Source organism: Paenibacillus sp. FSL H3-0286, from assembly GCF_045040705.1.
Classification (GTDB): Bacteria; Bacillota; Bacilli; order Paenibacillales; family Paenibacillaceae; genus Paenibacillus_AQ; species Paenibacillus_AQ odorifer.
In genome coordinates this window covers 2,597,519-2,617,352 of the sequence record NZ_CP150285.1, presented here as the reverse complement: position 1 = coordinate 2,617,352, position 19,834 = coordinate 2,597,519, and the positions used below count along the sequence as shown (strand labels likewise).

General features: G+C 44.1%; 19 protein-coding genes and 1 pseudogene. 5 read left to right on the top strand and 15 right to left on the bottom strand.

Annotated features, from left to right (window positions below; translation table 11 throughout):
• The first annotated feature begins 13 nt into the window (after positions 1-13).
• Positions 14-1,708: an ABC transporter substrate-binding protein gene (locus MHB37_RS11235; RefSeq protein WP_076193877.1), complete on the top strand. Its 1,695-nt coding sequence runs from the start codon at positions 14-16 to the stop codon at positions 1,706-1,708.
• A gap of 71 nt (positions 1,709-1,779) precedes the next feature.
• Here MHB37_RS11235 and MHB37_RS11230 read toward each other — a convergent pair whose 3' ends face one another.
• The 7 genes from MHB37_RS11230 to MHB37_RS11200 all read right to left on the bottom strand — a co-directional run bounded on the left by MHB37_RS11230 (position 1,780) and on the right by MHB37_RS11200 (position 8,129).
• The gene (locus MHB37_RS11230) at positions 1,780-3,768 is read right to left on the bottom strand and encodes a CotH kinase family protein (protein ID WP_076193875.1); all 1,989 of its coding nucleotides are present in this window, start codon (positions 3,766-3,768) and stop codon (positions 1,780-1,782) included.
• An 88-nt stretch (positions 3,769-3,856) separates the two neighbouring features.
• Positions 3,857-4,348, bottom strand: coding sequence for a DinB family protein (locus MHB37_RS11225; protein ID WP_076130644.1), 492 nt, complete (start codon positions 4,346-4,348; stop codon positions 3,857-3,859).
• 31 nt (positions 4,349-4,379) lie between these two features.
• Positions 4,380-4,823 (bottom strand): GNAT family N-acetyltransferase, encoded by a 444-nt coding sequence (locus MHB37_RS11220; RefSeq protein WP_076193873.1) that lies wholly within the window; start codon positions 4,821-4,823, stop codon positions 4,380-4,382.
• A gap of 124 nt (positions 4,824-4,947) precedes the next feature.
• Positions 4,948-5,082, bottom strand: coding sequence for a hypothetical protein (locus MHB37_RS11215; protein WP_256715869.1), 135 nt, complete (start codon positions 5,080-5,082; stop codon positions 4,948-4,950).
• A 79-nt stretch (positions 5,083-5,161) separates the two neighbouring features.
• The gene (locus tag MHB37_RS11210) at positions 5,162-5,695 is read right to left on the bottom strand and encodes an AAA family ATPase (RefSeq protein WP_076193871.1); all 534 of its coding nucleotides are present in this window, start codon (positions 5,693-5,695) and stop codon (positions 5,162-5,164) included.
• A 116-nt stretch (positions 5,696-5,811) separates the two neighbouring features.
• On the bottom strand, positions 5,812-7,230 hold the full coding sequence (locus tag MHB37_RS11205) for an NAD-dependent malic enzyme (protein WP_076130640.1): 1,419 nt from the start codon (positions 7,228-7,230) through the stop codon (positions 5,812-5,814).
• Positions 7,231-7,553: 323 nt separating this feature from the next.
• A complete protein-coding gene (locus MHB37_RS11200; RefSeq protein WP_076193869.1) occupies positions 7,554-8,129 on the bottom strand; it encodes a hypothetical protein in 576 nt (191 codons plus the stop codon).
• A gap of 139 nt (positions 8,130-8,268) precedes the next feature.
• Between MHB37_RS11200 and MHB37_RS11195 the strand changes: the two genes are divergently transcribed.
• A complete protein-coding gene (locus MHB37_RS11195; RefSeq protein ID WP_076193867.1) occupies positions 8,269-9,264 on the top strand; it encodes an acryloyl-CoA reductase in 996 nt (331 codons plus the stop codon).
• Between the two features lie 300 nt (positions 9,265-9,564).
• Here the strand turns inward: MHB37_RS11195 and MHB37_RS11190 are convergent.
• Positions 9,565-10,152: pseudogene (locus MHB37_RS11190) on the bottom strand (cupin domain-containing protein); the annotation flags it as partial.
• Positions 10,153-10,323: 171 nt separating this feature from the next.
• Between MHB37_RS11190 and MHB37_RS11185 the strand changes: the two are divergent.
• A complete protein-coding gene (locus tag MHB37_RS11185; protein ID WP_081387925.1) occupies positions 10,324-11,181 on the top strand; it encodes an alpha/beta hydrolase in 858 nt (285 codons plus the stop codon).
• A 696-nt stretch (positions 11,182-11,877) separates the two neighbouring features.
• On the opposite strand, the gene MHB37_RS11180 is transcribed toward MHB37_RS11185, so the two are convergent.
• Positions 11,878-12,384, bottom strand: a complete 507-nt coding sequence (locus MHB37_RS11180; protein ID WP_036689814.1) for a hypothetical protein — start codon at positions 12,382-12,384, stop codon at positions 11,878-11,880.
• 201 nt (positions 12,385-12,585) lie between these two features.
• On the opposite strand from MHB37_RS11180, the gene MHB37_RS11175 reads away from it, so the two are divergent.
• Positions 12,586-12,855, top strand: a complete 270-nt coding sequence (locus tag MHB37_RS11175) for an excalibur calcium-binding domain-containing protein (protein WP_076187014.1) — start codon at positions 12,586-12,588, stop codon at positions 12,853-12,855.
• 2 nt (positions 12,856-12,857) lie between these two features.
• Here MHB37_RS11175 and MHB37_RS11170 read toward each other — a convergent pair whose 3' ends face one another.
• The 5 genes from MHB37_RS11170 to MHB37_RS11150 form a co-directional block, all read right to left on the bottom strand.
• Positions 12,858-13,619: an ABC transporter permease gene (locus MHB37_RS11170; protein ID WP_076193865.1), complete on the bottom strand. Its 762-nt coding sequence runs from the start codon at positions 13,617-13,619 to the stop codon at positions 12,858-12,860.
• Entirely contained in the window at positions 13,616-14,365 is a 750-nt protein-coding gene (locus MHB37_RS11165) for an ATP-binding cassette domain-containing protein (protein ID WP_076193863.1), read from the bottom strand. The genes MHB37_RS11170 and MHB37_RS11165 overlap by 4 nt, the downstream gene beginning before the upstream one ends.
• A gap of 122 nt (positions 14,366-14,487) precedes the next feature.
• Complete coding sequence (locus tag MHB37_RS11160; protein ID WP_076193861.1) at positions 14,488-16,113, bottom strand: glycoside hydrolase family 9 protein; 1,626 nt, start codon at positions 16,111-16,113, stop codon at positions 14,488-14,490.
• Between the two features lie 157 nt (positions 16,114-16,270).
• Positions 16,271-17,020 (bottom strand): GTP pyrophosphokinase family protein, encoded by a 750-nt coding sequence (locus tag MHB37_RS11155; protein WP_076130330.1) that lies wholly within the window; start codon positions 17,018-17,020, stop codon positions 16,271-16,273.
• A 662-nt stretch (positions 17,021-17,682) separates the two neighbouring features.
• Positions 17,683-18,261 (bottom strand): TIGR00730 family Rossman fold protein, encoded by a 579-nt coding sequence (locus tag MHB37_RS11150; protein WP_076193859.1) that lies wholly within the window; start codon positions 18,259-18,261, stop codon positions 17,683-17,685.
• Between the two features lie 97 nt (positions 18,262-18,358).
• Between MHB37_RS11150 and MHB37_RS11145 the strand changes: the two genes are divergently transcribed.
• Positions 18,359-18,676: a MazG nucleotide pyrophosphohydrolase domain-containing protein gene (locus MHB37_RS11145; RefSeq protein WP_076130332.1), complete on the top strand. Its 318-nt coding sequence runs from the start codon at positions 18,359-18,361 to the stop codon at positions 18,674-18,676.
• A gap of 83 nt (positions 18,677-18,759) precedes the next feature.
• Here the strand turns inward: MHB37_RS11145 and MHB37_RS11140 are convergent, their stop codons facing one another.
• The gene (locus MHB37_RS11140; RefSeq protein WP_076193857.1) at positions 18,760-19,620 is read right to left on the bottom strand and encodes an alpha/beta fold hydrolase; all 861 of its coding nucleotides are present in this window, start codon (positions 19,618-19,620) and stop codon (positions 18,760-18,762) included.
• Positions 19,621-19,834 lie beyond the last annotated feature (214 nt).

Genomic DNA, 19,834 nt, shown 5'->3' with positions numbered 1-19,834 from the left:
AGGAACCAAAACAATGAAGCTGCATAGCCAATTTTTAAAGCTGCAATCTCATTTTGGGGGAGCCACAGAAATCTCAGTGACGATGGATGAGTTGGCATTGATTTTCGGCTGTACACACCGCAATGCCATGCATATTGTGAATAAAATGATGTTGCAGGAATGGATCAAATGGACGCCTAAGCGTGGGCGGGGAAGCCGCTCTTTGCTGCAATTTCTTGTTCCCTCCGAAGAAATTGCCCTTCAATCCATGATGCAGGCGATTAGCCGCAAAGATGTCCACAACGCTATAGAAGGCATCAAAACCCATGCCAGCTCCACCTCACTGCAGGATACACTGCAGGGTTGGCTGCTGACCTATTTTGGGCATCATTCTGAAATTCGTAGTGACAAACAAATTGATACTCTCCGGCTGCCTATTACCCAGCAGCTCCATACCTTCGATCCGCTCTATATGAATTTGCTGGCAGAGTCATTTGTTTCCAGCCATGTTTTCGACGGGTTAGTGAAACGAAGCGGTGAACGGGACAAAATTGTTCCCTGTCTGGCTCACGCCTGGGAAGTCGATGAGAGCCGGACGCTCTGGACTTTTTTTCTGCGCAAAGAGGTGTTATTCCATCATGGAAAAGTGCTGACAGCCAAGGATGTAGTCTATTCCCTGGGACGGTTGATGCAAACCTCTAAACGGACACTCTATAGCTATATTTTCAAAGAAATCCAGCGGGTCACCGCATTAAATCCATCTACCGTTCAAATTACGCTTAAGCAGCCTAATGAACTATTTCTGCCATTTTTGTGTACGAGCAGAGCCGCAATTGTACCGCGTGATTTAGAAGGAATGGATGAGCAGAGCTTTGGCCGTAGACCCGTGGGGACTGGCCCCTTTAAGGTTGTGGATATGACCGAGGACACTTGTGTGCTGGAGGTTTTTCCTTATTATTTTCAAGGACGGGCTCATTTAGATCGGGTTGAAATCCTTTATGTCCCGTGGGATACCGAAACGTCATCCTCTGATACGGGTTCTGCTTTTCACGTGATTCAGAATCCCTCATCCGCCAGTTCTTCGACCTGGAGCCGAATTCATTCGGAGTCTTCCATTCGGAAATTCGTCACCTGCAATACGCAAAAAAAGGGACCGCTAAGCGATCCCCTGCTTCGGGCAAAAATAGTCTCCTGTTTAAAAGACGATTCAGCGTCCATCGAGCAAGAAGCGATAATAGATCAAGAAATCACGTTGCAAATCTCTACGATTCCACAATATGCTGGCGATGCTGATTTTATTGCCACTAGACTAGAGCAACAAGGTTATAAATGCAATGTCATTTCCGTGTCTCCAGAGGAATTTAAAGGTCCGATTCGGCTGGAATCAGACCTGATTGTTTTCTCATTATTCCGTGACGAGGATGAACAACTTCGTTTATTTGATCTATACCTCACGCTCTCCCAGCATATTGAACCGCATACCCGGGCGGATATAGAAGGCTGGCTGTATACCATCGCGCGCGAACCTAATCCGGTGGCCCGAGCGGAAAGTTTCAGTATCATCGAGAACCGTCTGATTAAAGAGCACCACCTACATATTTTGTATGAAAAGCCGACTCAGACAGCTTATCTCCCCTCTGTCCGCGGGGTTAGCTTCAATAGCCAGGGTTGGGTCGATCTTCGTCATGTCTGGTTTCCGCCACTGCTCTCTAGCAGCAGCACGAGTTGATCTGCTTGAATTAAAAAATGCGGAAATCCAGAGCTTGCCCCGGATTTCCGCATACGCGATAAAGCTAATTATTAAGCTGCTGTTTTAGTCGTAGCTGTAACTGTAGAAGTCCCTGCATCCCACTTCACATCCATATTCAATCCCTCGGAAATAAATCTTACCGGAACCAGTGTCCGATTTCCGATAATTTGCGGAGGAACGTCGAGTGTGAGTGCTTTGCCATTGATGTAAGCAGTCTTGCTGCCAATGGCCATTACGATCGTTGTATTGTCTTTTACTGCGGTGATTTTCTTAGTCGTTTGATCCATGGTTACTGTAGCACCCAGAGCATTAAAGATTGCATTCACTGGCACCAGCACCCGGCCATCCTTATTCACAGGAAGCTGATCTGCAAAGCTGACCGCTGTTCCGTTTAAAAGTACGGATATTCCCTTAGTGCCCGTCGTGTTCGGATTCGTTGTTGATGGTGTTGTAGTTACAGAGGGAAGAGGTGTGACGTTAAGTCCTAGCTGGCCTTGCAGATTAGCGAGTCTGTTCAGCGCAAAGGTCATAATCGAACCTGCAGCCATTGTGCCCATACCTTGTCCCCCGCCTCCAGCGTTACCTGTTGGAGGTGTAGGATTACCATCAGTCGCAGTCGCTGTATTATCAGGACGTGCTGGCGGTGTCGTTCCATCCGGTGGTGTCATACCCTCCATCCCTTCAGGAGGAGTCATGCCTTCCATCCCAGCTGGCGGAGTCATTCCTCCACTACCACCCATTTCACCTGTTGCTGAGTAAGTAACATTACTTTCAAATTGTTCCATGGTATAAAATTTGGTTGGGTCTGCTTGAACGTAAGGTTTGATTAAGGTAGCCAATTCAGTAATTCTGCTCTGAATTCCTTCCAAATAATCAACCAGCTCAGATACATATTTCAGGTATTTAGTCTTATATTCAGGCACTTCCAACAGATTAGCAATCATTGGGACCTGATCTAAACTTATCCCAAGCGTTGGATTATCAATTGATGCAGTTACTGCGCTGGTATTGGCTGCAAGGGTTGTTGCCGATGTAGAAGTTGTGCCCGCAGCAGCTGTTGTATCTGTTGTCCCTGTTCTGCCGCCTCCGCCACCAGAATACCCGTTAAAGGACATGTTCATATCCCATGGAAGTACACTAAATTTACCGGATGCATCCCCGTACAACATATAATTATGACCTTTATCCCCGTTATAGCTGTCATAGTTACCCAATACAGCATTAGCGGCAATATACTTCAGTGCCGAATCCACATCTAGCACACTTTCAATAGAACCCTTCTCACCGGCAGGCATCTCATTCAGCACCTTGATGAAGTTCTTTAACGAAGCTTTATCATCTTCCTTACCTGTATCATAAGTTATTGTTTCGTAGTCACTGCCTTCTTTGTACTGCAGATAACTTTTTTCTTCTGTATCATACAGAACACCATCGTCATAATTTTCTCCATAGGTACGTTCTAGATAGCTATCATCTATCGCTTCCACACCTACATAAAAACCATATAATTCTCCGTTGATATACAGGTTGGTGAACACAGTCAAAGGTGCATCCACACCTACAGAACGAAGCGCTTCGTAATGTAAATATTCACGAATATACGAAGGGTCTGAGTAATTGTTGTTCAGTACCATTTTATCAAGACCAAGTAACGTTTGCTTCTTATCATATTTATCAAATTTCAGCCGGAAGCTGTATCTGTCCGAGTCTGTCATACTGGCTACCGATTTTAACGTCAGATTCCCTTTAGTAGAAAATCCAACATTTTCAACAACATTCCCGTCAACTTCAACCTTAACTTTTTTGTATTCTTTTTCGAGGGGACTTGCTAATATACTTTTCCAATCCGCATCATCAATCGTTACTTTAACATCAATGATTCTGTCACCCGCGAACAGGGATTCATACGCTTTCGTTACACCTGCATCCGCCGCACTAACTACGGGCGTGTTTCCAGCAACACCAAACGCCGTTGAGACGATAGCAAGACTTAGTGTAGCTGCCATGAACTTTCTCAGCAAATTTTTCTTCTTCACCATGTGTAATCCTCCTTGAAGTACAGATTTATGTTTTCGCAGTTCAAGGAGATTGTAAAATATGAATCTGAGTATACGCTGAATAGCTTGTCTACACTTTGCCAGGTAGGCTGTTTATCAGCCCTTTGCCAATCAGATTAGCTGAAACCGGCGGTTTTCCGATCTCTCTAGCCCAGACCGATAATTGCCCGACATGATGAATCTCATGAGCAATCACATGGCGCATTACCTCACCCCAGGCATCGGTCACGATCCTGCCATCCGGAAGATGATCCTCAAAAATCCTCTGCTCCAGCCCCTCATGCCAAGCCGTTACAAAAGGTTCCACCTCTGTGTGGAATTTTGCATCCAATTCTCGTACTTGCTGCAAAGTCTTGTACCGCTCAAAATCCTCTTGGAAATCCGGCTTTCCTTGCAATACTTGAATCCAGCTCCACTCCACATCAACAATGTGAAAAAGCGTCTTAAGAATACTGCCTACACCACCTATACGTGTTGCGAGCAACTCCTCCTCAGAAATATCTCCACACCACTCATACCATTGTTCACGGACCATCCAGTTATATTGAAAAAATGTTTGCAGGTTAAAAACCTCCTAGAAAGTTGTGTGCTTTTTAATGGGAGCTTAAATGTTTTCGGTATCCCTCCACCTTTTCATCTCTATAACCTAACGATTCATAGAACACATGCGCTTCCTTCCGCTGCTCACCGGAGACTAAAATGATATAATAGCAGTCTCTTTCCCGGGCCGCTTGTTCAATGGCGTTCATAAGTTTTTTGCCAACGCCTTGACGGCGTGCCCGCGCTGAAACCACCACATTCTCAATCACCATAAACGGTTTGCAGTCCCCCACTAAATCCTGACACACGATCCCCATCAAAGACCCTAGTAACTCTCCTTCTACAAAAGCACCCAACAGGATGTAGCGGTTATCCGCCTTGACACCTTTAAATACTTTTTCAAGCTTATTAAGGTCAGACGGTTTATTCATCAGCTCTTGATATAAATTCCCCAGTTCAGGAAGAGATTCCATTTCTATTTCTTTAATAACAACCATGATTGTTCATCCTGCTTTCTTTTAAATTAACAGCCCTGCTCATACACATACAGTCCACCATTCCGTGGATGAGATATTCGCTTTCCATTATAACCTCTTTGGACCAGCTGCTGCGCCAACACCTTCATAAAGAGTAATGCCCATAATTCCAAACTTCCTTCAACTCGAATTCGTCTTTCTGTCCATCCCACTCTACTACCACTTTGATGATAGAATCCTCTCGCTCAAACGCACCAATCCCAGAATGTACGGACTTCAACTCACTTTTGACTCCCTCAATATTATTGCTGACTTCTTCTGTAGCCTGTTGAATATATTCCGCCGACCAAAAGTTCCTCCTATACCATTTGTAAATATCTCAGCACGATCTCAACGCGCTCTCCAACCGATAAATCTTCCTCTATTCGTAAAATAGGACATTCCAGTGCGGACATCCATTCCTCATGCAGCACTTTGCTCCTGACTTCAACTCCAGCAACATCATATAATGCCGCCCACTCCATAAAGGTCAGATATGCTTCGTATTTACTTCCTCCAGGCAAAATATGATCACCATATCTCTCGTACTCTCTGGCTCTTAATCTATCTAAACGAATTTCCGGTGGAAGTCCTAGAAAAATAACCAAATCGAATAATGGTCGAAGGCCATCTCCCCAGCCACATACCGCACCGCTTAAAATCCAAGGCTCCTTATGGGTCAAATCGCTTGTAAGTTTCGCTAATCGCGCATTGACCTCACGCTGCTTAGTGAATTTATGCTCCCAAAAATAGTCGTCACTGTCTAACTGTACATGTGGCAACACTTTAGCTAATTCGTAACCTAATGTACTCGTTCCTACGCCTGAGGCTCCCATAATATGAATTCTTCTCATACATTCCCCCACCTTTAAGTGGATTTACAGTTGCAATTCGGGCAATTTTCCTCCAAATATAAAAACAAATAGACTGCTCTCTAATGAAGCAAAGCAGTCCATTTATCGTGTAGATCTTATTCCGTTATAGCTGCTACGTCTTTAGGAATCCGGCGTGCTGCATCCGTGGATATAGCTGCTTGGATTACTGCCAGGCGCACCTGTTCAACTACTTTTTCGTTAAAAATACTTGGGATGATATATTGCTCATTGAGTTCATCCGGATGAACGACCGATGCAATGGCTTTTGCCGCAGCCAGCTTCATTTCCAGATTCACAGTTCTAGCCCGGCAATCAAGTGCGCCACGGAAAATACCCGGAAAACATAACACATTGTTGATCTGGTTCGGATAATCACTTCTGCCTGTCGCTAGAACGCGAACAAAAGGTTCTGCCAAATCCGGTTCAATCTCCGGTGTAGGATTAGCCATCGCAAAAACGATGTTATCACTGGCCATGCTTTTGAGATGATCCACGGTTAGAATTCCCCCACGGGACACCCCAATAAAGACATCTGCCCCTCGTATAACCTCCGTTATTCCCCCCTCAATTCCCTCAGGATTGGTTGCGGCAGCAAGCTTCTGCCATTCCGGATTATCATACTGGAGATCTTTTCTGAGAACGCCTTCACGATCAACCGCATAAATATAACGCGCGCCCGCTGCCAGCAGCAGATTACATATGGACACCCCAGCCGCCCCAATACCCACAACAACAATCCGTGCATTTTCAATAGATTTATTTACAACTTTAAGCGCATTCAAAAGTCCTGCAAAAGCCACCACGGATGTTCCATGCTGATCATCATGAAATACCGGAATGTCCAGCTCTTCCGCAAGCCGGCGTTCGATTTCAAAGCAGCGTGGCGAACTTATATCCTCTAAGTTTATCCCTCCAAAGCCAGGAGAAACTGCTTTTACGATATTGATAATTTCATCCGGATCTTTGGTATTTAAGCATAGCGGAAAAGCATCAATGTTCGCCAATTGCTTAAACAGCATCGCCTTACCTTCCATGACAGGCATCGCTGCTTCCGGGCCGATATCCCCTAGTCCAAGCACAGCAGTGCCGTCCGAAACGACTGCAACTGTATTTCTTTTCATCGTCAGAGAATAAGCTTTTCTGGGATCTTCGGCAATCGCCGTACATACCCGGGCTACCCCCGGCGTATACACTAAGGATAAATCCTCCCGATTTTTAATCGGCATTTTAGGTGTGATTTCGATTTTTCCGCCAAGATGAGCCAGAAATGTCCGATCCGACACGTTGATTATTTTAATTCCCGGCATCTTCGATAATATTGAGATAATATCTCCATTAGCTGCGTCTTGCACATTCACTGTTATATCTCGGGTAGTGACATCCTTCCCTGCACGTATCACGTCAATAGCAACAATATCTCCGCCAGCTGCGGCAATTCCTGAAGCAACATCGCCAAAAGATGCAACCGATTTCCGAATTTCGAGCCTGATAATCATTGTAGTCGCAATCGACATGAATTAGCCTCTCTTTCTTCAATCCTATTATTTAAAAAATACTATACTTTCCCATTTAAACATATCTTCCGCCTATTAACTAGATCAACGAAAAATTTTTCTTCTTACAGTATTCCCATCCGCACCCGACCCAAATACATCAGGTATGACAGCTACGGGCACAGAGCCATTTTTCCCATAAAAATAAAATTCATCATAATCTTAAGTGTATGTAAGCATAAACAAACCGTAAGCTCTTCTACTCTTCATTACCTTTTCTGCATGCTGTAGAGCATCCTGCCGATTCCTTTTCTCCACTAACCCTTTCTAGTTGTTCTCCTTCACTAAGGTCTGTACTGCTCTTCTAGCAAAACAACCTTACCTTCTACAAATGTCAGATGGAATAATCTATCCATTAGCTCTTCGCTAATAAAACTCGTATAGTCCACTTGCTGATGTCTCGCCCCGTTTAGTTCAGCTATAGTTACATCAGTCTCCAGCTTAACCCGCTTAATTTCTTCGCTTGCGTTTCGGATATAGAATCCATTAGGCAATGATTCGGGTTCTAGTACACCATCTTCTTTAGCTGCAATTTCTGCCGCCTCTCCACCGAACCATTCCACCTCATCCAGATCCAGATAAACCGTATTCCCTTCTGTGATAACGCCCTTTATAAAAGCTAATTTTTTCTCCACTTGCGGTAACTTATAAATAATTTTTTTCAGTTCCTCCACACTCTCACCCTGCACTCCGCTCTCAGAGTTAGATTGGATTGAAATCTCACCTATAGTTTGAACTAGCTCCTTGGTAGTTGGGTTAGTCTCTTTTGGTGGCTTGTTATAAAAAGAATATCCATTAAAACCAAGTGAGACTAATGTGATACCCACTAAGACTGTAACCCTTAAATTTTTCCATTTCATAAGCTTCACCCTCTATCACGTGATTTAACGGAACCTTAATAAACAATTGCGCTATATCATAGACAATCACTAGTTGACCGGGCAGAATAAATATTATATACATGTCTTACCTATAACGTAGTTGAAGGAGCTCACACTTATGACAGAATCATTTCAAGCGTTAGTTGTCGACAAAACAGAATCATCCTTCTCCGTAGCTGTTAAACCGGTTACCCTAGAGGATCTGCCAGCTGGAGAGGTTGTAATTAAGGTTGCTTACTCCAGTGTAAACTATAAAGACGGTTTAGCCAGTATTCCAAACGGTAAAATTCTAAGAACATATCCCTTTATTCCAGGGATAGATTTATCCGGTATTGTGGTATCTTCCACAGACGAGCGGTTTCATAAAGGGCAGCAAGTCATTGCAACAGGATATGGTGTTGGCGTATCACACTTTGGTGGCTTTAGCGAATACGCTCGTATTCCCGCAGGTTGGATCACTCCCCTTCCCGAAGGCCTGACGCTTAAAGAAGCTATGATCTACGGTACTGCAGGACTGACAGCCGCCTTATCCATACTGGCCCTGGAAGATCATGACGTTTCCCCGGACAAAGGCAAAGTACTTGTAACAGGCGCTACCGGCGGTGTAGGTGGATCTGCTATTGCCATGCTTGGCGCAAAAGGGTATAGCGTAGTGGCAAGCACAGGTAACGCCGAAGCTGCCGATTACCTTAGAGGTATAGGAGCCGAAGACGTGATTTCACGTGAAGAGGTCATTGGCGGCGCCAGCAAACCCTTGGACAAACAATTATGGCAAGGCGCAGTAGATTCGGTGGGTGGTGACACCCTTGCCGCAGTTTTGAGTAAAATCACCTACAGAGGTTCTGTAGCTGCAAGTGGCTTAACCGGAGGCACTTCAGTTCCAACTACAGTACTTCCGTTTATTCTTCGGGGTGTTAACCTTCTCGGCATAGATTCCGTTGAATGTCCTGCAGACCTTCGCCAGAAGGCTTGGAAACGGATGGCGAGCGATCTGAAGCCAAGTCAGCTGGAGAACCTCGTGGATCGTGAAGTCACGTTAACCGAGCTACCGCAAGCATTGGAAGATATTCTACAAGGAAACCTTAGAGGAAGAGTACTTGTCCGTTTATCCTAGGTTTAACAACGAAACCTCCCGGAATCTAGAGTTCCGGGAGGTTTTTTTAGTTTACTCTTGGTTATTCGGATATTGGTAATGCGGCTGCTGCTGTACATAGGGTTGTTGGCGATAATGCTGATCATAACCCTGCGTATAGTACCCTTGCATCGGGTATGGCTGATAATTAAAGGCTTGTGTAGCTGGAGGCATTTGTGAAGATATCGGGATGGGTTGCGCCTGCATATGAGCGTATGGATTCATATTTGGCTGCATATTAGGATGCATATTTGGTTTAACATTGGCTTGCATATTTGGAGCCATATTAGGGGCCATATTAGGAGCCATATTGCTGCTGCCCATTACTTTATCTTCTTCGCAGCAGTCAGCAGGAGGGCCGATGAAGGTTCCAGGCTTGATTGGAGCTAAAGCTTCTTTTACCTTAGCTTCATTTAAGCAGTAAGTATGGGCTAATACATTTGCCGGGGTTTTGCTAAGAATATCCGAACCTAAGATAACCTCAGGAATAGGTGCGTCAAAAATCGCGAGCAGATGTGTATTATCGACAGTAGCTATCTCATAATGCCACCAGCCTTGCGGCACATTTGCCACTTGACCCGGACAAATCGGAAAATGCAGAAGTTCATTTGTGAACGGATTGATTAAAGACACTACCGCTGAACCGCAGATACAATATACAAGCTCTGCAGCATTTTGATGATAATGAGGTTCAACCACATTTGATTTGCTAAGAAAAATATCCAGCAGTGATATGTTCTCGAGCGTATTCAATTGTTTAACCGACAGCAAGTTAATGAAGTTGTTGGCATCTTTTTTAAAAAGTGTATTAGTGTTCACATCAAAAGTAAACTCTGTATTGGGGGACGTATAGTCCATGTATGAAGTCACTTTTTTTCCTACCTTTCTGTTGCTATAAATTTTTGCTTTCCCTAAACACAAGATATGCGTTTGCCTATGCCTAGGTGCGGAGATTCACTACTCCTGATAAAAATTCATCTTTCTTTTCTAAACGGGGCATCCTCTAAGTATTACACTCTCACCCCACATAGGAGGCACAGTATGAAATCGATTCGCACAAAAATAGTGTTAGCTTTATGTATCACTGTCTTTACAATTATGGGTTTCCAGCCTATGAATCTTAGCTCCACAGTTGAGGCCGCCAATAACAAAACAGCAGCGAAACAAGCGTCTCTTACATTCGTTCTAGTTCATGGGTCTTGGGCTACTGCTGGTTTTTGGGATCAAACGGCCGCCGCACTTCGCAGCTTAGGGCACACCGTCTATACTCCGGAATATGCCGGACATGGCGGGGACAAAAACAATAATGTAACACATGCGCAAATCACACAGTCTGTTGTCGACTATATCAAGCAAAAAGACTTAAAGGATATCATTCTGCTCGGACATAGCTTTGGTGGTTCGGTGATCCAAACCGTCTCTCAGCAGGTACCGGATCGAATCAAACGTCTGGTATTCTTCGACGCCTTCGTACCACTGGATGGGCAAAGTGTGGCGGACCAATTTCCAGCTGATTCGCTGAAGTACTTTGAACAGCTGAGAGATACTTCCGGCAATAACACCATAACGCTCCCTTTCCCTCTTTTCCGGGATACATTCGTCAACACCGCCAGTCTTGCGGAAGCGCAAGCTTTTTATAAACAAGCTCCTCCTGAGCCAGCAAGTCCACTTTTCGAAAAGCTTGATCTCAAGAAATTTTACAGTCTCCAGATCCCTAAAAGTTACCTTTATCTAACGGAGGACACCGCGATACCGCAAGGTCCATACGGATTCCACCCTACACAATCCAGTCATTTAGGCGTCTTCCGCTTCATCGAGGGCAAAGGAGATCACATGACCACCGTTCGAACCGAACCCAAAATGCTGGCGGAATTAATGGTGAAGGCGGGAAGAGATTAGTCGCTTAACAGCTGGATAATCTAGGTAGCTGTTGTGGCTTGGCTGGGGTTTTTGGCGCTGAGCTGGTGATTGAGCTGAGCTGTGTGATGTGAGTTGGGCTATGCGATGCGAGTTGGGCTGATGACGCTGGGCCGGGCTATGCGATGTGAGCTGAGCTGGCGGCTCGAGCTGCGCTTTGTGAGCAAGCTAGACTACTGACGCTGAGCTGGGCTATGTCATTCTGAGATAGCCTTGCCACTTTGAGCTGGCATTGTCACTCTGAGCTGAACATTGCGACTTTAAATACACTAGAGTTTGGCGGTGATCGGACCGAGGAGCTCTTATTTTCATAATTTCGGCGATTTAGCCTTGCTATCGGACTCAGATGCAGCTATTCACCCAAATGTACTCCTATAATGCGTGATTTCACGGGAATAAGAGCCATACAGTCCGAAACTCTCGCCAGGACGACCATAATGCCAAAATAACTGCAATACGGTCCGTAACGATCTGTGAAGCGAGGTTTCTTAAATAATCACCAACGTAAGCTGATGATTTGTGACGCTGAGTTGGCATTGCCACCCTGGGCTGACATTGTCACTGATCATTTGTAGAAAAACAGACCACGTGGACTAAACGATGTGCTTTCGAATCAAAAAAAGAGCAAGCGTATGGGCCCCCCTACTACGCTTGCTCTTTTTCCTATCCATAACCAACCTACTTCCTAGGCAATCCGCCACGCGGCAGCTCGGGGTCCGATGTCACTCCGGTAATCACCCAGCTATTCTTCTCTTGCACAAGTGAGATTGTCAAAAGTATAGAAGGTGCTGGTCCACTTGAAGTCGCAGTATCCAGACGCATTTCTATGACCTCTGAGTTCTTGTTAATTATCGTTTCTTTAGTGACCTCGTAGTTCGTGATCCAAGGACTTGAGACACCCGTCACCCAGTTTAGTTCAACAAACCGCGGATACATAATCTTTTTGAAATCTTTAGAGAAGATCGAATATTGAATCGAGGCATTCCGATGCTGTAATCCGAACCCGTATAGCTCTGATGCTTGAATTGCAGAAGGTAATATAATGCGCCTAGACTCCGGAGCTGGCTTGGGCATAGCCGATAGCAGTTCTCCATTAACGTGAGTCATAGTAACGGGAGCTGATGCACCCATAGCCATACCCGGCAGAAGCAACAATCCCGCAATTAGGGCAGTCGCCATTTTCATTTTGCTAATTAGAATCACCTCATTCGTAGCCTGTTCACTACATGTGAATTGAATCTAATTATTCCCCCACTTCACTCATAAATATGTACACGGTTTCCAAATCCACCAATAATGTATACCTCAATGAATTAAACTGGTAATATAAAATACAATGATACTACACAACCAGCAATTTCATTAAATTTTTATAGGAGTGTTCCCATGAAAAAAATCTTAAACATTTGTCTAGCAGCAGGTCTGCTACTCACTCTATCCGTCGCTACCTTGAATACAGCAAGCGCAGAATCCAAGGTCAAAACCTACAAAAACTGCACGGAGCTAAACAAAGATTACAAAGGTGGAGTTGCCATTTCCAGCTCAACCAAGAACAAAGGCGGCAAAACGAAATACAAACCCTACGTATCGAAAGAACTCTATAATGCCAATAAAAAAAGCGACCGTGACAAAGACGGAATCGCTTGTGAGAAATAGGCTTAGCCTTGCTCCACTATTTGCTTGAGCCTTAGATCCGGCGTGAAAAAGAGTCGGTAGCTCAGTACACTGAGCAGCATACTCGTTATGGCAGCAGAGGCAGTGAACGAGAACACAATTAATATCTGATAACGAACAGCTACTACAGGATCAGCGCCCGCGATGATCATTCCGGTCATCATTCCAGGGAGTTGAACAAGCCCAACCGTCTTCATACCGTCGATGGTAGGAATCATGCTGAATTTTACAGATCTTTTTCTAACTTCCTGGATCGCCTGTGGGATCGTTGCGCCAAGAGACAACAACGTTTCAATCTCCCCTTTGCTCTGCTGAATTTCATGCTTGATATGGTTAATGAACAACCCTGAAACCACCATAGCACTGCCAATGGTCATGCCGCTAATCGGAATGATATATTGTGGCGTAGCCTCAATGATATGTAAGCTGAGCAGAATGCCCATCATGAGCAGTTCCATAGTAGCAATCGCCAGTCCAATTCTCCAGACTAATCCGCGCAAGCCTTTGCCTCTTTTGGCTGCATTCCATGCGGCTACACTGATCATAAAGAGTATTATCACAATTACATAAATGACCTGATCCGATTTAAAAATAAATTGCAGCACATACCCCACCGCAAGCAATTGAATGGCCGACCGCACTGTGCCTACAATGATATCTTTTTCCAGTCCGAGCTTTTGCCACACGGAGACCAACATTGTCCCTAATACAAACAGAAGCGTGAAACTTAGTGCTGTATAACTCATAACAACGACGCTCCTTCCGAAGGCCAAACGAACCTTTTAGCCAATTCTTCCGCAGATTCAGCAAAAAAAGACTCGCTCACATGCTGTTCCAACCTGCCTTTTCCCATAAACCATGTAGTTGTGCTTATTCTGCTCGCCTGCCTAAGATCATGAGTGACCCAAATCATCGAAGTGCCTTCTTCCTTATGCCAATCCTCTAGTAGCTTCTCAACCATTTGAGTGCTGTTAACATCGAGCGAAGCGGTGATTTCATCGAGCAATAATACCGTAGGTCGGAGCAGCAAGGATCGAATTAAAGAAATCCGCTGCTTTTCACCACCCGAACAATCTGCCGCTTTTTTGCTTAAATCCAAATGCTCCAGCCCCAATTGCCCAATTAGTCGCTGCACTAGTTTAAGATCATAAGGTTTGTCATGCAGTCTGCTGACAGTTCTTAAATTATCCTCCACACTGCCAGACAGCATGACCGCTTGTTGTGCTACAAACCCTATTTTCATCCTCCATAATCTCGCATCCATACTTTTATATGAAGTCCCCTTTACCAACATATCTCCCTCATCCGGAGCATCCAAGAGAGCCAGGATTCTAAGGAGTGTACTTTTCCCTTGGCCAGAGGCACCAATCAATGCGATGCGGTCCGATTCAGCTATGTCTGCGGAGATCTCCGAGAAAAGATATTTCGAAGTTTGCTCGTTACTTTTCCAGTTAAGTTTTGCAAGTCTCTGAATCTCAAAAATACTACTCAATCCCCTACCTCCTAATACCATCCGCTAAAATAGCATACCGTCTAGTATTATAGCATTTCAGCTATAAAAAAGAGAAAGACATCCAGTTTCAGGACGTCTTTCCCTATTCGAACTATTGCATTTTATTGATTAAAACGGGCCACAACAAACACCGCAGGTGAATTCCAATAGATCGTCACTTCATTCGTAGAATAGCTAAGCTCATGATCGACAAAGCACTGCGCAGCTGGTTTTCCTTGTAAATGCTCAACTACATATTCATCATGCAGCCCACGATCTGGCCCCCCTGACACCAATCCCGGCACCGGATCAGCCACATGGTCACCTACAGAAGGGCGATGATGCGGATTCATCACGGCATGATCCCCAAACCCGGTAACATAGCTGATATCCAGAACGTTACGCCCTATCAGATAATGTAGATGATCTAAGGCACAGTCCGCAAAACCGGAGTCTCCACTAAAATATTCAGCCGCCAGCAGCAGCATTGCATTGTTCATTACTAGCATATTGCTGCCCCAGATATAGTCCTCCTCTTTTAAGGAGATCCTATAGCCCTCCTCACGACTCTGTTCCGCTAATCGTTGTGCCTCAGCAACAAGCCCTTCTTTTAACGAGGCATATAAAGCACGGTCTGCTTGCTCCTCACCATTTAACAGATAAGCAATAGTGCCATAGCCCCCCATATCACCCCAGCCTAAACTGTATTTTGGAAAAGCAAGCTGCACTAGCTGCAGAACAGCTTGATGATATTCCTCTTTCCCTGTCGTACGATACAGCTCCGCCGCTGCCCAATACCGCTCGTCCTTATCGACTCCATCCCCGTATTCTCCAGTGCTAATCTCAGGCGGATTCGTAAAACCGGGTACATCTGGATGCTGTACAACCCATTCCCATGCTGCCCCCGCAGCATCCAGACATTTATGCGCAAAAGCAGCATCAAAAGGCTCGTACACTCTTGCAGCCATAGCCATAACACCAGCAAAATCCCCAGTTGCAGTAGCAGATATTGGTGAGAAGTACAGGTCTGCTGTATCGTCCTCAGGCATAACATCCAGACCAGGAAAGCTTAACGTAGTCAATTTATGGTATACACCACCTGTTGCGGAGTCTTGCATTTTAAACAACCAATCGAGCTCCACCCTGCATTCCAGCAGCACATCTGGCGTAGATCCATCACTTTCAGGCAATGGGATAGCGCTTACAAAAGCCGAGGGATATAATTCATAGGCAAGCAGCATATCCGCGATAGCTTTCGCACCGGGACCGCTATATTTTCCATAATCACCTGCATCATGCCAGCCACCCGAACAGTCTAGTTGAAGATCCGGTTGCCCATATACAATCCCTTTTGCAGTATGGCACGCCTTGTGCTTCCAATCTCCAGCATATTCTTCAGTCAACTCAACGCCACAGCGATAATAATAGAAAGCTTTCAGCAAGCCCTGTTGAAGCTCATGATAAGGCTGATCTGAGATTGTAAAGGATGCCGAAGCTACACCCTCGCTCTGCTCAATCCGATATCTTCCCTCAGTATTGACTTCCGAGAAATCACCTGTGTGCAAAGTTACTCCACTGGCTTTATCAAATCTTCCAGCATCTGAACTACCTTTGAACACAATAGTCCCACTATCAACATCAACTACCTGAAAATCATGCTCAGTACCTGTAAATACTGCGATCTTTTGTCCATCCAGCGGATATCCGATTTGATTCACAGTAATGGTGCGAAGTGTACGCTCGCTCATCTTCATTCTCCTTTTATGTAAAAATGATGAAGCTAAAGTAACCATTCTCTTCTAGTTGAGAATACTCTATTCTAGTTATCTATGGCAATGATGTATACAAGAAAAAAACCTAGAGTCACCCGAAAGGAAACGGATAACTCTAGGCGGACAAAACAGCTTATTTGTCGTCAAGCAATTTAATAAAGTTAGCTGGAAGTGTGAACTGCTTATTATGAACCACTATACGGCGAAGCTCTTCCTCGAAGGAGCTAAGATCATCTTCATCATCGTCTTTAATTTCCTTTATATCCCGGTGCAGACGCTCCATTTGCAGATCAAGGGCATGAGCGGCATCCGCCGCATTTTTCAGTTCACGAGTCATACTCTCAGGTACTGATTTATTATATTTATAAAAGATTTTATGTTCGAGGCTTGCCCAGAAATCCATAGCAATGGTACGAATTTGAACTTCTACACAGACAAGCTCCTGGCGATCGGACATAAAAACAGGGACTTGAATCAGCAAGTGAAGACTCTGATATCCGTTAGGTTTAGGGTTCTTAATATAATCCTTTACCTCAAGGACCGTTAGATCATCCTGCTTCTGAAGCATCTCACTAACATGATAGATATCAGAGATAAAAGAACAGGTGATCCGCAGACCAGCGATGTCTTTAATACAATTTTTCACTGAATCCAGCGATAATTCACCATTTTTGCGCAGCATCTTGTTCATGATACTTTCTGGAGACTTAATACGCGATTTGGTATGTTCAATTGGGCTGTAATCATGCAGAGACTGAAACTCCTGTTTTAGGATCTCAATCTTCGTTTCCATCTCATCCAATGCAAATTTATAAATTAACATGAAACGAGTGATATCGTGCTTAAGCTTCTTAAATTGTTCGATTTGATTCTCGGGGGTCATTATCTCATTTCTCCTCTTGTAGCGTTTCTCTATATTTATCATAGCCAATCCACTAGTGAATTTCAAATTCAGCGGTAATGTAGCCATAATCCAAACCTACACTTCGTTTGATTACGTACCTTTTGCGCCGTGAATCCGCTTGCGAAGTCGCTATAGGACCCAGTTGACCTTATACACAGTATAATCCCATAATCGGGATGCTATCGGACTCCATAATCGCTATTGGCAAAAAAAACACAAAATATGAACCTCTTCATAAGAAATAACGTCACTGGAGTCCGAAACCCTGCTCAAACGGAGATAAACCTAAGAACCAAACCCATGATGCCCAAGAAACTAAAGTAACCCAAATAACCAAACTAGCCAAAGACCCTCAATATGTTACGGACCGTATTGCAGCTATTTGAGCTTTTGGGTCATTTTTACAGAAGTATCGGACCGTATAGCTCTTATTACCATGTAACAGTGTAGAATCCGTGTGGTTATGAGTAAATAGCTGCAATATAGTCCGATAGCTCGCCTAAAACATTCGAAATGGAGAAATAAGGTCAGCTGAGTCCGAGCGGTAAAGGTCATAGAGAAACTAATGCCTGATTTCGGTTGGTTTACGTCCAGATCACAGTGTACCCGAGTACCCGATCATTAAACTAATAGTTCATTATTCAGTTGAGCTGTTTCCACTTTTGCTCAAGCGTTTGCGGAACATACTCCTTCAATAGAGTTAAGAGTTCCAACGGCTCGTTGGATACGTTTAGCAGACTGAGATGCGAAGAATTAGAGAAGCCTTCTTGGATACTGTTATGTATCAGATTCATCAGAGGATCAAAATAATTCCTGATATTTAGAACCCCTACCGGCTTCTTGTGTATGCCAATTTGTGACCAGCACAAAACCTCAAAGAGCTCCTCATACGTTCCAAACCCTCCAGGTAAAGCAATAAAGCCATCTGCCAGCTCTCCCATTTTTGCTTTACGGCCATGCATATCCTCTACCTCTATCAACTGCGTTAACTCTCTATGTACCATTTCCCCATTAAATAATCCTCTAGGCATTACCCCGATTACCTCGCCTCCACCATTCAAAACAGCATTAGCGACCTCACCCATTAATCCGATTTTTGAACCACCGTAAATTAAACGATAATTATGCATAGCCATGTAGTTACCAAGTTCAACAGCTTTAGCTTTATAATCCTCATGCACCCCTAAATTCGATCCTGCGAAAACACATATTGATTTCAAAATCTCATCTCCAAACTATATATTGATAATGTCCGCTATCTAATATACTATATGTTGGAGTATAAATCATGTGAAAGATTAAGGAGTGCTACATAATATGGAAATTAACGATGTGCAGAAATGGATTAATCATTTTTATGGAGAACGAGGCTGGACTACTTATGGTCCTTTTATAAGAGTCGGATTCTTAATGGAAGAGACAGGTGAAGTCGCTCGAGCTGTACGCTCCTATGAAATCGGCAGAGATCGACCGGATGAATCGACTCGTACTCCAGAGCAACTGAAAAACGACTTGATTGAGGAAATCGGGGATGTTCTCGGAAATATCGCATTGTTAGCTGACTTATATGGCATCACTTTAGAAGAAGCTTTTACTGCACATAAAGAAAAATTAGTGAAGCGATTTAATTCCTAGGGACGAAGTAATCCTAGAAAAAATAGGACTACAATCGGCAAGACCGAATTGTAGCCCTTCTTTATTTTACTCTTTAAGCCCTGTTAAGCTTTACCGCCTAAAGTATGATTCGAAATGGCTTTGATTATTGTTTCCCAATCATCCGGGTGGACTTCGTGGCCCGTTCCTTCCAGGGTTAGAAGCGACGCATTAGGAATTTCCGCCGCAAGCGCCAAACCATGCTCTATAGGAAGCACCGTGTCTTCTGTGCCGTGGATAACCAAGGTAGGAACCATGATATTTTTTGCCTTGCCCTCGTAGCCGTCATCCCCTGTAAGAAGAGAATGATTAAACATGCTAAGCAAGTTGTTGGCACGTTTTATTTCCAGCCTTACTTGTTTATACGCTCTTTTCTCATCGAATTTATGTTTTGAACCACAGAGTATGCCGGAACCTGAAACCAAATAATTGGCTACCTCTTCCTCATTAGACCAATCCAGTGTTGCTCCATTTGCATGGAATGCGAGGATCCGCTCATCCATAGGAGGCAAGTTCCGATCATTATCGTCAGATTCGAAAAAACTTGATGCGATCAAGGTTAAGGTTAGAACTTTTTGCGGATGACGTGTAGCAAGGACTTGCGCAATCATTCCGCCTAAGGACATTCCAACGATATTTGCCTGTTCTATATTATAGGCGTCTAGTAACCCAGCAGCATCATTTGCCATGTCCATCACGGTATAATTGGAACTCCCAGGCTCATAAACAACGGAACGTCCAACATCCCGGTTATCATAACGAATAACGTAACGTCCGGTATCTGCTAATCGCTGACAGAACTCTTCATCCCAATAAACCATAGAACAGGTGGCACCCATAATCAGCAATATCGCAGGATTGCTAGGATTTCCAAAACTTTCCGAACATATATCAATTCCGTTTACTTTTACTATTTTTTCGCTCATTGTTCATTCCTCATTTCATTCGAATTTTATCAATGAATGCACAGTTAAATAAGACTCAATACATTTTCAAAAAAATGGATGATGTCATCATTGAATTGCACCTCAAATTAACGTAAACGAATGAATTTGATAATCACGATAAGCACTCTCCTATTCCATATTGAAGGGTTTTTAACCCAATTTCGATTATAACACAAAAAAGCTATCCCCTGAT

Excerpts from the sequence above, each read along its gene's own strand:
- MHB37_RS11205 (WP_076130640.1), bottom strand. The coding sequence starts at position 7,230 with ATGTCGATTGCGACTACAATGATTATCAGGCTCGAAATTCGGAAATCG.
- MHB37_RS11155 (WP_076130330.1), bottom strand. The coding sequence starts at position 17,020 with ATGACCCCCGAGAATCAAATCGAACAATTTAAGAAGCTTAAGCACGAT.
- MHB37_RS11180 (WP_036689814.1), bottom strand. The coding sequence starts at position 12,384 with ATGAAAATGGCGACTGCCCTAATTGCGGGATTGTTGCTTCTGCCGGGT.
- MHB37_RS11235 (WP_076193877.1), top strand. The coding sequence starts at position 14 with ATGAAGCTGCATAGCCAATTTTTAAAGCTGCAATCTCATTTTGGGGGA.
- MHB37_RS11140 (WP_076193857.1), bottom strand. The coding sequence starts at position 19,620 with ATGAGCGAAAAAATAGTAAAAGTAAACGGAATTGATATATGTTCGGAA.
- MHB37_RS11210 (WP_076193871.1), bottom strand. The coding sequence starts at position 5,695 with ATGAGAAGAATTCATATTATGGGAGCCTCAGGCGTAGGAACGAGTACA.
- MHB37_RS11175 (WP_076187014.1), top strand. The coding sequence starts at position 12,586 with ATGAAAAAAATCTTAAACATTTGTCTAGCAGCAGGTCTGCTACTCACT.
- MHB37_RS11170 (WP_076193865.1), bottom strand. The coding sequence starts at position 13,619 with ATGAGTTATACAGCACTAAGTTTCACGCTTCTGTTTGTATTAGGGACA.
- MHB37_RS11220 (WP_076193873.1), bottom strand. The coding sequence starts at position 4,823 with ATGGTTGTTATTAAAGAAATAGAAATGGAATCTCTTCCTGAACTGGGG.
- MHB37_RS11185 (WP_081387925.1), top strand. The coding sequence starts at position 10,324 with ATGAAATCGATTCGCACAAAAATAGTGTTAGCTTTATGTATCACTGTC.
- MHB37_RS11145 (WP_076130332.1), top strand. The coding sequence starts at position 18,359 with ATGGAAATTAACGATGTGCAGAAATGGATTAATCATTTTTATGGAGAA.
- MHB37_RS11160 (WP_076193861.1), bottom strand. The coding sequence starts at position 16,113 with ATGAGCGAGCGTACACTTCGCACCATTACTGTGAATCAAATCGGATAT.
- MHB37_RS11230 (WP_076193875.1), bottom strand. The coding sequence starts at position 3,768 with ATGGTGAAGAAGAAAAATTTGCTGAGAAAGTTCATGGCAGCTACACTA.
- MHB37_RS11195 (WP_076193867.1), top strand. The coding sequence starts at position 8,269 with ATGACAGAATCATTTCAAGCGTTAGTTGTCGACAAAACAGAATCATCC.
- MHB37_RS11200 (WP_076193869.1), bottom strand. The coding sequence starts at position 8,129 with ATGAAATGGAAAAATTTAAGGGTTACAGTCTTAGTGGGTATCACATTA.